Source organism: Dactylosporangium fulvum, from assembly GCF_025137375.1.
GTDB lineage: Bacteria > Actinomycetota > Actinomycetes > Mycobacteriales > Micromonosporaceae > Dactylosporangium > Dactylosporangium fulvum.
In genome coordinates, this window is record NZ_CP073720.1 from 10,110,077 (window position 1) to 10,122,210 (window position 12,134).

Annotated in this window: 11 protein-coding genes, 1 tRNA gene and 1 pseudogene; 10 read left to right on the forward strand and 3 right to left on the reverse strand. The window is 68.7% G+C overall.

Translation table 11 applies throughout. The features are described 5' to 3' along the window. Positions 1–165: 165 nt before the first annotated feature. The 5 genes and pseudogenes from Dfulv_RS46595 to amcA all read left to right on the forward strand — a co-directional run bounded on the left by Dfulv_RS46595 (position 166) and on the right by amcA (position 4,985). Positions 166–519 carry a sterol carrier family protein gene (locus Dfulv_RS46595; protein ID WP_259860208.1) on the forward strand — a complete coding sequence of 118 codons (354 nt, stop codon included), beginning with the start codon at positions 166–168 and terminating at the stop codon, positions 517–519. Between the two features lie 223 nt (positions 520–742). After that, positions 743–2,302 carry an amidophosphoribosyltransferase gene (gene purF / locus Dfulv_RS46600; protein ID WP_259860209.1) on the forward strand — a complete coding sequence of 520 codons (1,560 nt, stop codon included), beginning with the start codon at positions 743–745 and terminating at the stop codon, positions 2,300–2,302. 55 nt (positions 2,303–2,357) lie between these two features. Beyond that, positions 2,358–3,512, forward strand: a complete 1,155-nt coding sequence (purM, locus tag Dfulv_RS46605) for a phosphoribosylformylglycinamidine cyclo-ligase (RefSeq protein WP_259860210.1) — start codon at positions 2,358–2,360, stop codon at positions 3,510–3,512. Between the two features lie 200 nt (positions 3,513–3,712). Next, a pseudogene (gene amcB, locus Dfulv_RS46610) lies at positions 3,713–4,814 on the forward strand (cyclophane-forming radical SAM peptide maturase AmcB); the annotation flags it as partial. Positions 4,815–4,847: 33 nt separating this feature from the next. Beyond that, on the forward strand, positions 4,848–4,985 hold the full coding sequence (amcA, locus tag Dfulv_RS46615; RefSeq protein ID WP_406568061.1) for a multiple cyclophane-containing RiPP AmcA: 138 nt from the start codon (positions 4,848–4,850) through the stop codon (positions 4,983–4,985). A 128-nt stretch (positions 4,986–5,113) separates the two neighbouring features. Here amcA and Dfulv_RS46620 read toward each other — a convergent pair whose 3' ends face one another. After that, positions 5,114–5,347: a DUF3073 domain-containing protein gene (locus Dfulv_RS46620; protein WP_259860212.1), complete on the reverse strand. Its 234-nt coding sequence runs from the start codon at positions 5,345–5,347 to the stop codon at positions 5,114–5,116. Positions 5,348–5,555: 208 nt separating this feature from the next. Beyond that, positions 5,556–6,614: a Glu/Leu/Phe/Val dehydrogenase dimerization domain-containing protein gene (locus Dfulv_RS46625; protein WP_259860213.1), complete on the reverse strand. Its 1,059-nt coding sequence runs from the start codon at positions 6,612–6,614 to the stop codon at positions 5,556–5,558. A gap of 131 nt (positions 6,615–6,745) precedes the next feature. Here Dfulv_RS46625 and Dfulv_RS46630 point away from each other — a divergent pair, with 131 nt between their 5' ends. The 4 genes from Dfulv_RS46630 (at position 6,746) to soxR (ending at position 10,261) form a co-directional block, all read left to right on the forward strand. After that, a complete protein-coding gene (locus Dfulv_RS46630) occupies positions 6,746–7,585 on the forward strand; it encodes a hypothetical protein (RefSeq protein WP_259860214.1) in 840 nt (279 codons plus the stop codon). A 1,049-nt stretch (positions 7,586–8,634) separates the two neighbouring features. Continuing rightward, a complete protein-coding gene (locus Dfulv_RS46635) occupies positions 8,635–8,844 on the forward strand; it encodes a BldC family transcriptional regulator (protein ID WP_033365012.1) in 210 nt (69 codons plus the stop codon). A gap of 288 nt (positions 8,845–9,132) precedes the next feature. Further along, a complete protein-coding gene (locus Dfulv_RS46640) occupies positions 9,133–9,831 on the forward strand; it encodes a glycosyltransferase family 2 protein (protein ID WP_259860215.1) in 699 nt (232 codons plus the stop codon). Continuing rightward, positions 9,821–10,261 carry a redox-sensitive transcriptional activator SoxR gene (soxR, locus tag Dfulv_RS46645; RefSeq protein ID WP_259860216.1) on the forward strand — a complete coding sequence of 147 codons (441 nt, stop codon included), beginning with the start codon at positions 9,821–9,823 and terminating at the stop codon, positions 10,259–10,261. Before Dfulv_RS46640 ends, soxR begins: the two co-directional genes overlap by 11 nt. On the opposite strand, the gene Dfulv_RS46650 is transcribed toward soxR, so the two are convergent. Then, complete coding sequence (locus Dfulv_RS46650) at positions 10,251–11,204, reverse strand: NAD(P)H-quinone oxidoreductase (protein ID WP_259860217.1); 954 nt, start codon at positions 11,202–11,204, stop codon at positions 10,251–10,253. The two genes, soxR and Dfulv_RS46650, sit on opposite strands and share 11 nt — an antisense overlap. Positions 11,205–11,944: 740 nt before the next feature. On the opposite strand from Dfulv_RS46650, the gene Dfulv_RS46655 reads away from it, so the two are divergent. Continuing rightward, a tRNA-Ser gene (locus Dfulv_RS46655) sits at positions 11,945–12,035 on the forward strand. Positions 12,036–12,134: the final 99 nt, after the last annotated feature.

Below are 12,134 nucleotides of genomic sequence, written 5' to 3' on the forward strand. Positions count from 1 at the left end.
TGACTTTCACCCGAGCGTCACTGCCGAGCATGTCTGTCTGTGGTCCAACATGCGAGCGAGACTCGCCTTGCATGGTGCGCCGCAGCAAACTATGCCTTGTCCAGAGGGGTCGGCGAAAGGCGGACGGTGTTGCGACTGTCCCGGCCACGGTCGTATCGTCCCGACATGTCCAATGCGCACCGATATTCCGACACGGTGCAAACCGTCCTAGATGCACTGAACGGCGGACTCGTTCCCGACCGACTCGCACTGCGTGACGCCGTCCGAGAACTCCTCGGCGACCTGCGGTCCCGCGCACCGGGACGTTCGGTGGAGGTCCGCGTTCCTCCATACGGCGCGATTCAGTGCATCGAGGGTCCGAGACACACGAGAGGTACGCCACCCAACGTCGTGGAAACCGACCCCACCACGTGGCTCGAGATCGCCACGGGTCGGAAATCATGGCACGAAGCCGTCACGGCGGGGAAGATCCGCGCCAGCGGGGTTCGGGCCGATTTATCCCCCTATCTGCCCTTGTAACCCAGCAGACCGTGCGGCAGACTGGCCACAAACTGCATGCGTTCTGTGGCTGTCCGTCATGCCTGAAACCTCGCGTACACTATTTCCCGCGACGGCAACCAGACCGCAGCGTCAGACCGCCGCCCGGCCGACGAGCTCTTCCCGGCGAGATCACGGGCGAGACGCAGCCAGTTCTTCCGAAGACCATCCCGAATCCGGCCAACTGCGACGACAGGAGCGGCACGTGCCCCGAGGCGATGGCCGGTTGAGCCACGAACTCGACCCCCAGCGTCCAGGTCCCCAAGACAAGTGCGGTGTGTTCGGCGTCTGGGCGCCGGGCGAAGAGGTCGCGAAGATGACCTACTACGGGCTGTATGCACTGCAGCACCGTGGGCAGGAAGCGGCCGGCATCGCGGTTTCCGACGGATCCGGTGTGGTCGTCTACAAGGATCTCGGCCTGGTGTCCCAGGTCTTCGACGAGCCGACGCTCGCGAGCCTGCGCGGTCACATCGCGATCGGACACACGCGCTATTCGACCACCGGCGGCTCCACCTGGGAGAACGCCCAGCCCACGCTGCGGTCGACCGCGGCCGGCGGCGACCGGGCCGGCACCACGATCGCGCTCGCGCACAACGGCAACCTGGTCAACACCGCCGAGCTGGCCCGCCGCGTGGCCGACCTGGGCGAGCGCGACGCGATCAACTCGACCAACGACACCGCGCTCGTGACCGCGCTGCTCGCCGCCCGTCCCGACCTGTCCGTCGAGGCCGCGGCGCTGGAAGTGCTGCCCACACTGCGCGGCGCGTTCAGCTTCGTCTTCATGGACGAGGACACGCTGTATGCGGCCCGTGACGTCAACGGCGTCCGCCCGCTCGTCCTGGGCCGCCTGGAGCGCGGCTGGGTGGTCGCGAGCGAGACCGCCGCCCTCGACATCGTCGGCGCGAGCATCGTGCGCGAGATCGAGCCGGGCGAGCTGATCGCCATCGACGAGCACGGCCTGCGGTCCAGCCGGTTCGGCACCCCGGACCCGAAGGGCTGCCTGTTCGAATACGTCTACCTGGCCCGCCCCGACACCACGATCGTCGGGCGCAACGTGCACGCCGCGCGCGTCGCGATCGGCCGGGCCCTCGCCCGGGAGCACCCGGTCGAGGCCGACATGGTCATCCCGGTGCCGGAGTCGGGCACACCCGCCGCGATCGGTTACGCGACCGAGTCGGGCATCCCGTTCGGCCACGGCCTGATCAAGAACGCCTACGTCGGACGCACCTTCATCCAGCCGTCGCAGACGATCCGGCAGCTGGGCATCCGGCTCAAGCTCAACCCGCTGCGCGACAACGTGCGGGGCAAGCGGCTGGTCGTCGTCGATGACTCCATCGTGCGCGGCAACACGCAGCGTGCGATCGTGCGCATGCTGCGCGAAGCTGGAGCGATCGAGGTACACGTGCGCATCTCCTCCCCGCCGGTCAAGTGGCCGTGCTTCTACGGCATCGACTTCGCCACACGGGCGGAGCTGCTGGCCAACGGCCTCGACCTGGAGGGCATCCGCCGGTCGATCGGCGCGGATTCGCTCGGCTACGTCTCACTGACCGGCCTGGTCGCGGCGACCGAGCAGCCGGCGTCACGGCTGTGCAGCGCGTGTTTCGACGGGCAATATCCGATCGAGCTTCCCGCTGACAACGTGATCGGCAAACACGTCCTGGAAGGTGTCGCGCGCGCTGCGGGGGCCGCGCCGACCACGACCGACGGCGACTCGGTGAGTGTCGCCGCCAGTCCGGGTGGCGCGGGCGCATTGCTGCGCCCGTGACCCGCCCACCCGAAGCAAGTGCGGTGGCCGCCGCGAGGCAATCAAAGGGGAGAAAGTGACGCACGTGGATGAGCGCGCCGAGAAGGCCGGTGAGACCGGCCAGGGCAGCACCCCCGAGCGGCAGCTCTGGACCGCCGGCAACGGCAGGGGTCGCAGGCGCACCGTGACCTACGCGGACGCGGGCGTGTCGATCCACGCTGGCGAGCAGGCCGTCGAGCTGCTCCGCACCAAGGTGCACCGGACCCACCGGCCCGAAGTGATGGGCGACATCGGCGGGTTCGCCGGGCTGTTCAAGCTGGACCTCAAGAAGTACAAGAGCCCGATCCTCGCCTCGTCGACCGACGGCGTCGGCACGAAGCTGGCCATCGCCCAGGCCATGGGCATCCACGACACCGTCGGCATCGACCTCGTCGCGATGGTCGTCGACGACCTGGTGGCCTGCGGTGCCGAGCCGCTGTTCCTGCTCGACTACATCGCCTGTGGCGAAGTCGTGCCGGACCGCGTCGCCGAGATCGGGGCCGGCATCGCCGACGGCTGCCGCTACGCCGGCTGCGCGCTGCTGGGCGGTGAGACGGCGGAGCACCCGGGCGTGATGCGCCCGGACGAGTACGACATCTCCGGCACCGGCGTCGGCGTCGTGGAGGAGGACGCGATCCTCGGCCGCGACCGGGTCGAGGTCGGCGACGTCGTCATCGCGCTGCGGTCGAGCGGCCTGCACTCCAACGGCTACTCGCTGGTGCGCCACGTGCTGCTCGGCGCCGGCCGGATGCGGCTCGACAGCGTCATCGACGAGTTCGGCAAGCAGCGCACCCTCGGTGAGGAGCTGCTCACGCCGACCCGCATCTATGCGAAGGACTGCCTCGACCTGATCAAGGAGAGCGAGGTCCACGCATTCGCCCATGTCACCGGCGGTGGCATCCCGGGCAACCTGGTGCGCGTCCTGCCGGAGCACGTCGACGCCGTCGTCGACCGCGCGACCTGGCGCCCGCAGCCGATCTTCGAGCTGGTGCGCACAAAGGGGCGCATCGACGACTCGGAGATGGAGAGCACCTTCAACATGGGCATCGGCATGCTGACCGTCGTCTCTGCCGAGGACGCCGACCGCACGCTGGCGTTCCTGGCCGGCCGCGGTATCGACGCCTGGCAGGTCGGTGAGGTCATCGAGGGCACCGGCACGGTCCAGATGGTGGGCTCGCACACCCGCGGCTGACGCTCACCAGCTCCAGAGGCCCCAGAACGACGCCACAGGGCACCCGCATGGGTGCCCTGTGGCGTCACTGCCGGATTGTGCGCCGTTGTGAACTGTCACGGATTCGATCTACCGGGGCTTACCGCAACGGAGTAATACACCTAGGCTGAATCGGCACGTCCCTACACCCAAAAGGAGGACGGGCCGTGTCGTGGAGCGGCATGCGGGGGATCTCGCCGATCCCGAGTTATGTCGTGCTCCAGCCCACGACGCTGTGCAACCTCGACTGCACTTACTGCTACCTTCCCTTCCGGGCGCGCAACGACCGGATGAGCCCGGCGGTGGCCGAGGCGGTGGCGGCGTCGGTCAACCCCTGGGCGGCGGCCGACGAGCGCTTCTCCGTCGTCTGGCACGCCGGCGAGCCGCTCGCCGCCGGACGGGCCGCCCTGGCCGAGCTGATGGCGCCGTTCGAGGGCGTGGAGCACCACGTGCAGACCAACGCGACGCTGATCGACGACGCGTGGTGCGAGTTCTTCGCCGAGCACCGGATGCGCGTCAGCGTGAGCGTCGACGGCCCCGAGCCGCTGAACGGCGAGCGGGTCAATCGGGCGGGGCTCCCGGCGTACCGCCACATCCTCAGCGGCGTCGAGGCACTCAAACGTCACGGGGTGCCGTTCTCGGCACTCTGCGTCGTCAGCGATCCCGGCCCGGGCCTGGCCACCCGGCTGTACGACTACTTCCTCGACCTGGGCTGCGACGTGCTCGGGATCAACATCGAGGAGCAGGAGGGCGTCAACGCGCGCACGAACGACTTCGGCGCCGACGCCGTGCGGTCGTTCTGGGCGGAGCTGGTCACGGCGTGGCGGCGGGACCCGCGCATCCACGTGCGGGAGATCGAGTGGACGCTGCGCTACGCCGGAGCTGTCCTCGCCGGCGGCGCAGACGGCATCCTGCCCGCCGCGCTCGACCCGATCCCGACGGTGGCCACGGACGGACGGGTCTTCCTGCTGTCGCCGGAGCTCGCCGGGTTCACCGACGCGCGGTACGGCGACTTCTCCTCCGGCAACGTGCTGGACACCCCGCTGGCGACGATCCTGGCCGGCGCGGCCACCTCGGCGGGGTGGGTGCCGGAGTACCTGCGGGGCGTCGAGGCCTGCCGGCAGCGCTGTCCGTACTTCGGGTTCTGCGGCGGCGCGCACGCGGCGAACCGCTACTTCGAGCACGGCAGGTTCGATACCACCGAGACGAACCACTGCCGGAACAGCAAGATTCGCCTTCTGGAGGGAGTGCTGGACCATGCCGGAGCACGCTGACCCCGTCACCGCGCGCGTCTACGAAGCCGCGGACGGTCTTCGGGTGTTGCTCGACGAGGCCGCCGCGGCAAGGGCCGCCCGCGCAGAGGCGAGCGGCGACGACGGCAGGAGCGCCGTCTGCGCCTGGAACCACTTCGAGAACATCCCGACGTTCTACAACTGGAACAACCGTCCCCGTTGACGGAACCCAGCGACGCCGAGATACCCGCACGTTGAACCGTCGAGAGAACGGTGCACCGTGCGGGTGTTTACGACACGACTCGGGCACGTGGGGTTGTCCACGTGCCCGTGAGCCGGGTTGACCATCGGTCAACGACCCCGTGAGCGCCAATCACTGTCGCTGGAGGGGTCGTCGTAGTTGCCGTCGTCCTCGTCGTCAGCCTCATCATCGACGTGATCGCCATACTCGGCGTAATCGTCGCGTGACTTAGGGCTGCCCGCCGCGAGCTCGCGCTGCAGCGCGTCGAGGTCGGTGTTGGGAGAGTGATACTTCAACTCCCTGGCCACCCTAGTCTGCTTGGCCTTCGCACGGCCGCGCCCCATGGCTCGACCCCCTCGCACAGAATTACGGGGCAGCCATTACCGGCAGGCCCCGACAACGTCAGGCATCTCTCGTGGCTCTTACGGTACATGTCGCGGGCACCTTTCGGCATCTCGCCCCTACCGACCATTTCGGTGGCGTTGCTTACCCGACCGGACCGATTGGGTAAGCACCGCCATCGTCAGTTGGTCGTCACGGGCCCGCGAGGGGTCACACCAAGATGGTACGGAGCCTTCCGACCTCAGCCATCCGCCGTTCGGCGAGGCGGTCGGCGGCGGCCGCCGGTGGCACGCCTTCTGCCGAGGCCAGCTGCAGGATCTGCTTCGTGGTGTCGTAGATCCGCCCGGCCCGCTCCTTCGCCCGGGCGAAGTTGAAGCCCTCGATCTCGTCGGCGACCTGGATGACGCCGCCCGAGTTGACCACGTAGTCCGGGGCGTAGAGCACGTCGCGCTCGGCGAGCAGCTTTTCCACCCCCGGGTGAGCCAGCTGGTTGTTCGCGGCGCCGGCGACGATCTTGGCCTGCAGCAGCGGCACGGTCTCGTCGTTGAGAGCACCGCCCAGCGCGCAGGGCGCGTAGACGTCGAGCGCCTGCTTGATCAACTCGTCGTTGCCGCCGACCAGGTCCACCTGCGGGTAGGTGGAGCTCGCCCAGTCCAGGGCCTTCTCCGACACGTCGGTCGCGACCACGGACGCGCCGTCGTCGATCAGATGCTTGGTCAGGTGCTTGCCGACCTTGCCGAGGCCGGAGATCCCGACCCGGCGACCGGCCAGCGTCGGGCTGCCCCAGCGGTGCTCAGCGGCCGCGCGCATGCCCTGGAACACCCCGTAGGCGGTGAGCACCGACGAGTCGCCGGCCCCGCCGTGGGACTCGGAGCGGCCGGTGACGAACTTCGTCTCCTTCGCCACGATGTCCATGTCCTGCACGTACGTGCCGACGTCGCACGCGGTGTAGTAGCGCCCGCCGAGCGACTGGACAAACCGCCCATACGCCCGCAGCAGCTGCTCGCTCTTGTCCTTGTCCGGGTCGCCCCAGATGACCGCCTTGCCACCGCCGAGATCGAGTCCGGCGAGGGCGTTCTTGTACGCCATGCCGCGGGACAGCTCCAGCACGTCGTGCAGGGCGTCCTCTTCCGAGGCATACGGGTAGAACCGGGTTCCGCCGAGCGCCGGACCGAGTGCGGTCGAGTACACCGCGATGATCGCACGCAGGCCGGACTGCCGGTCGTGGCAGAACACAACCTGCTCGTGACTGGTGGTGAAGACACCCATGGATGCTCCTGAGACGACGAGGGCCGTCCTCGTGGGACGGCGCCTGAACGAGGTGCGGTGATCCGACCCTAATACGTTCAGACTCGCGGGCGGCTTCGCGTCGTTCGGCCGTTTCGTGCGACGATCGGCCCGTGCCGTCGCTCTTCGCGTCATACCTGCGGGTGTACGAGCCGCTGGCCGCCTTCGACCGCGACCATCAGCTGTACTGGCGTCGCTATGTCAAGGAAGGCCGGGCCGTCGCTCTCACCGACGGCCCCGTCAGACAGCGCACGGCGGTGCTGGAGGCGCTCGGCGCCGGCTGGACCCGCCTCCCCGACCTCCCCGACGAGGCCTACGTCCTCGAAGCCGACGACACGCTCCTGGTCTGCCCCTGGAACCTGCGCATCAGGGTGGCTGAGGCGGCTCTGACGGCCCGTGACGGGGTTCCCAGCGTCATTGCCGATGCGTTTGTACCTCCTGTGCTCGCCGGCCTGGCACAGACCGTCGTGGACGACTGGCGCAGCGGCGACCGCGTCCTCGAGCGGGGTCTCCCGCGGGTCCACGAACAGGTCGCCACGTGGGGCGTGCCGCTGCGCTGGTTCGTCTTCGTCGACCTCGAGGAGCGCGAGCTGTCGCTGCGCCCGGGCCGGCGCGTCCTGCGCTACCGGACCGAGATCTCCAAGGCGCGCCGCCGCGCCCACCGGGCGTATGCGGTGCTGCGCCGCGCGATCGGCGACGCCCCGATCACGGTGGCGGTCGAGGAGACCGCCCGCTGGCTGGAAGAATTCCACTCCCGGTCGATCGTGGAGTTGGACTACGGCGGGCTGGTCACACTGATGTCGGACGACACGCTGGCCGCCGACGACTCCCCCGGCCTGGTTTCGGCCGGCCTGTCGAACGTGGCCCGCGGCGACGCGGACGCGGCGACCGAGGTCTACGAAAAACTGGTCGACCGCTGGCGTGCCGTCCAACTCCTGGAGCGTTGCAACTGACGGCTCGGTGGCGTATGCCCCGGAGCCACTTCATGATCACGGACGTTCCGGTGGCCTGAGACACACCGAAACGTCCGCGATCACGTAACGGCCGCCGCCGCTGCAGTGTGCCCGCCGCGATGCGTTCATGTCGGCCCGGGCACGATCCCATGATCGAGGGAACGTTCGCGCTGCCCTGGCGACCCGAACGTTCCCTCGATCATGGGATGGCCGAACGTCGACGTCGTCAACCAGCGCGCGCTTCCCGGGCCGACGCTCTCCGAGGCCGAACCGGGCCCTCGCATACAGGTCAACGCCGCCGAACCCACCAGCCCTCGGCCGCCCACCAACCGAGGCCGACCGAGCCTGCCAGCGCTCGACCCCAGCCAGCCGACCGATGCCACCAGCCCTCGACCACCCACCAACCAAGCCCAACCGAGCCGAACCGAGCCCAACCGAGCCCGCCGGCGCGCGACCAGCCGCCCGACCGGGCCCGCCAACCCTGGTGAGCCCGCCAGCCGGCCGCGGCCGTCGACCCGATCGGCTCCGCCAGCCGGCCTGACCCGTCAGGCCTTGGCCCCCGGCCGACCCGCCGGTCCGTCGCCGCCCGGGCCGGTGCGGCGCTACATCAACGTGGCCGCCGCCCCGCCGTCGCGGGTCGAGGCGGTCGCCAACCGGCAACCGCAGCGACAGCCGTCAGCAGGAGGTCAACGGCGGGACTTCCACGGACATAAATGTCCAGTTTCCACCCGATCGAGGGTCACCCTCAGCAACCGAATCGCACCCTACGCGTGTCCGTTATGCCTTGTTGGGTGCTCTTTGTGATCTACCCATCACCCGTCGAGTGAGCTAGATTCGTGTCTGATCACTCACCCAGCGTCATATTCGGTCACCCTTTATCCCATTTCGTATCGTCAAAATGGGAAAATTCACTTATTCATCATCCGTCCATACAGGGACCTTCAGCCGTTCGGCCCATGTCGGACATCGGGGACTAGCCGGACCATAGGAAACGCGTCGGCCGGCGGGACCCCGTCCGACGTTCCTGGGTACCTGTGGAGGAGTGACCGATGCCATCTCGAACGCATGAACCTGAGCCGTTGCTTACGCCGGCTGAGGTCGCGTCGATGTTCCGCGTCGACCCGAAGACCGTCACCCGTTGGGCGAAGGCGGGCAAGCTCAGCGCCATCCGCACTCTCGGCGGACACCGGCGCTACCGCGAGTCCGAGGTGCGAGCCCTGCTCCAGGGCCAAATCCCCCAGCAGCGCCAGGGCGACTGACGCGAACAGTACAACGCCCCACCCCCTGGTGCCAAACGACACGCTTGTTTCGCAACGCGCTCGGATCCTCACCCCCCGGTGATCCGAGCGCGTTGCTTTGCGCTCTGAATGCCGTTCGTACCAACGAGATCCGGCACTGACGTACCGTTCGCACCGACGCGGCCGAGAGTTCGCCGCAGTGCCCAACCGAGGGCGATCTTCGGAGCACCACACCTCCCAACCGGGCACCACACGCAAGGGCGAGGGAGGCTAGTCTGATGGTCCAGCCCGAACCCTTCGGAGATCGTGATGAAGCTGTCGATCCTGATGCCGGTCTACAACGAGGAAGAGCGCGTCGCTGACGCCGTGAAACAGGCACTCGACGTGAACTACCCGACCGAGACCGAGCTTGTGATCGTCGACGACGGCAGTCGCGACCGCACCGCCGAGATTCTGGGCGCCATCACCGACCAGCGTGTCCGCGTTTTCCTTCACCCCCGCAACAAGGGCAAGGGCGCGGCGATCCGCACCGCGGTGGAGAACGCGACCGGTGATTACATGGTCATCCTCGACGCCGACCTCGAGTACGACCCCCAGGACATCCCGAAGCTGCTCGAACCGGTGCTGGACGGCCGGGCCACAGTGGTCTACGGCAATCGCACGTTCGGCAGCCACAGCTCGTTCTCGTTCTGGTATGTCATGGGCAACAAGGCCGTCACCACCGCGGCCAACATGCTGTTCAACTGCTACCTCGGCGACCTCGAAACCTGTTTCAAGCTCATGCCGATCGAGCTGTACCGGTCGCTGCACATCCGCTCCGCGGGCTTCGGCATGGAAGCCGAAGTGACCGGCAAGCTGCTGCGCAACCGCCACCGGCCCTACGAGGTGCCGATCAGCTACCGCGCACGCACCCGCGAAGAGGGCAAGAAGATCACGTGGAAGGACGGAGTCGAAGCGCTCTGGATCCTGTCCCGCGAGCGCGTCCGCAAGCCACATCGTGCCCGCTGACCTGCTGACCATCGGTGAGCTCTCCGCGCGGAGCGGTGTCGCGCCGTCCGCGCTGCGGTTCTACGAGAAGCTCGGCCTGATCCGCGCGACCCGCACCGGCGGCAACCAGCGGCGGTATGAGCGCACCGAGCTGCGGCGGGTGGCCTTCATCCGGATCTCCGCGCAGCTCGGCATTCCGTTGGAGGCGATCAAGGAAGCGCTGGCCTCGCTGCCGGCGAACCGGACTCCCACCCGGGCCGACTGGGCGCGACTGTCCGAGGGCTGGCGCGGCCACCTCGATCACCAGATCGCCCTGCTCGAGCGGCTCCGCGACACGCTCACCGGCTGCATCGGCTGCGGCTGCCTCTCCCTGAAGAGCTGCAGCCTCGCCAACACCGACGACCGCCTGGCCACCAAGGGCCCGGGACCGGTGATCCTGACTAGGTCGTGAGCAGAATCTTGCCGAAGTGCTCGTTGGACTCCAGGAGCCGATGCGCGTCGGCGGCCTGGGGCATCGGGATCGTCGTGTCGATGACCGGCCGGATGAGTCCTTCCTCCAGCAGGGGCCAAAGCTCTTCCCGTACACCTCGAAGGATTGCGGCTTTTTGCGCGGGGGTGCGGGAACGCAGTGCGGTGGCGGCGACGGTGCCGCGCTTCGCGAGCAAGGCGCCGAGGTCCAGCTCCGCGCGGCGGCCGCCCTGGAGGCCGATCACGATGAGCCGCCCGCCGTCGTTGAGGGCCTTGACGTTCCGGCCGAGGTACGAAGCCCCCATGATGTCCAGGATGACGTCAGCCCGCACGCTCTCGCTGAAGTCTTCCTGCGTGTAGTCGATGACCCGATCGGCGCCGAGCTCGACGAGCCGGTCGTGCTTGCTCGCCCGCGCGGTGGTGATGACCGTCGCGCCAAGAGCCTTTCCGAGTTGTACGGCGAACGTCCCGATACCGCTGCCCCCGCCGTGAACGAGCAGCGTCTCACCCGGCCGGAGCCGCGCCAGGTCGACGACGTTCGAGAAGACGGTGGCCGCCACCTCAGGCAGGCCGGCGGCGTCGACGGTGCTCACGCCCTTCGGCACGGGCAGCAACTGGGCGGCCGGCGCGGTGACGAACTCGGCGTACCCACCTCCGCCGATCAGCGCCGCGACCTCCTGGCCGACCCGCCAGGTGTGCACGCCCCCACCGAGCGCCTTGATCCGGCCGGAGACCTCCATGCCCGGATACGGCAGGGCACCTTCCGGCGGCGGATAGTTCCCGGCGCGCTGGAGGGCGTCGGCGCGGTTGACGCCGGCGGCCACCACCTCGATCAGCACCTCGTCCTGGGCGGGCACCGGATCCGGGACTTCGGTCCACCGCAGAACTTCCGGACCACCTGGCTGCTCGATCGTGATCGCATGCACGGCTCCATCATGCCGTCGATTCGCCATCGCGCCACCGGGGCCACGGCCAGTCGTGGTGTGGCCGTCCTCTGCGGCCTCTGGTCTGGTCGGCGGTCGGCTCTGGTGTCGGCTCCGCGGTAGGTTCTGGCGTGGGCTCCGTTGTGGGCTCTGCCGTGGGTTCCGGTGACGCGGTGGCCGTTTCTGTCGGGACGGGCAGCGCGGTAGCGGCAGGCGACTGCCTCGTTACTTCGGGCCGCTGTGGCCGGCTGACCACCCGCTTCTTCTCGCTCACCGGCGGCGCGGCCGTCCGGCCCGGCCCGGCAAGATCCAGCACCGGCACGGGAGCGGCGGGCACGGCGGCGAGGTTCAACGACGGGCTACGGTCGATGGCCGGCCGCTGGGGCAGGGCGATACCGTTGTCGGTCGGCCCGTAGTCAGCGGTCGGCGGTCCATGGAGATGGGTCGCGCCGATGGCGGCGGCAGTGAGTGCCCCGACCCCCCCGACGACAAGAACGGAGGATGACAGTCGCCACACCCGGCGGTGCTTCGTGACGTAGTGGACCCGAGGATCGTTGAAGAAGAGGCGCATGCCCGAGTCTGCGCAGGTCAACCCCGCGAACGCCGGGATTTGTGGCGGGGTGTCACGATGTCATACGGTGGCGGTCGGTTGGTCGGTTCGGCCGACCAAGTCGGACGGCGTAGCCCGTGTGGGTGATCGTTCCGCGGCGCGGACGATCTGGCACACTGATCGTTGTTCCGCTGGAGGGCTCGCCTAGTGGCCGATGGCGCCGGTCTTGAAAACCGGTGAGGCGTTCCGCGTCTCCGTGGGTTCGAATCCCACGCCCTCCGCCAAAGCTCAGCAACAACGCCCACCGACCAGCACAAACGCTGGTCGGAAGACCTCGCTGCCGCCCGGGCCGCCGTCTCACGGAATCTCAACCGAACCCGCTG

Excerpts from the sequence above, each read along its gene's own strand:
- Dfulv_RS46625 (WP_259860213.1), bottom strand. The coding sequence starts at position 6,614 with ATGGGTGTCTTCACCACCAGTCACGAGCAGGTTGTGTTCTGCCACGAC.
- Dfulv_RS46595 (WP_259860208.1), top strand. The coding sequence starts at position 166 with ATGTCCAATGCGCACCGATATTCCGACACGGTGCAAACCGTCCTAGAT.
- Dfulv_RS46635 (WP_033365012.1), top strand. The coding sequence starts at position 8,635 with ATGCCATCTCGAACGCATGAACCTGAGCCGTTGCTTACGCCGGCTGAG.
- Dfulv_RS46620 (WP_259860212.1), bottom strand. The coding sequence starts at position 5,347 with ATGGGGCGCGGCCGTGCGAAGGCCAAGCAGACTAGGGTGGCCAGGGAG.
- Dfulv_RS46640 (WP_259860215.1), top strand. The coding sequence starts at position 9,133 with ATGAAGCTGTCGATCCTGATGCCGGTCTACAACGAGGAAGAGCGCGTC.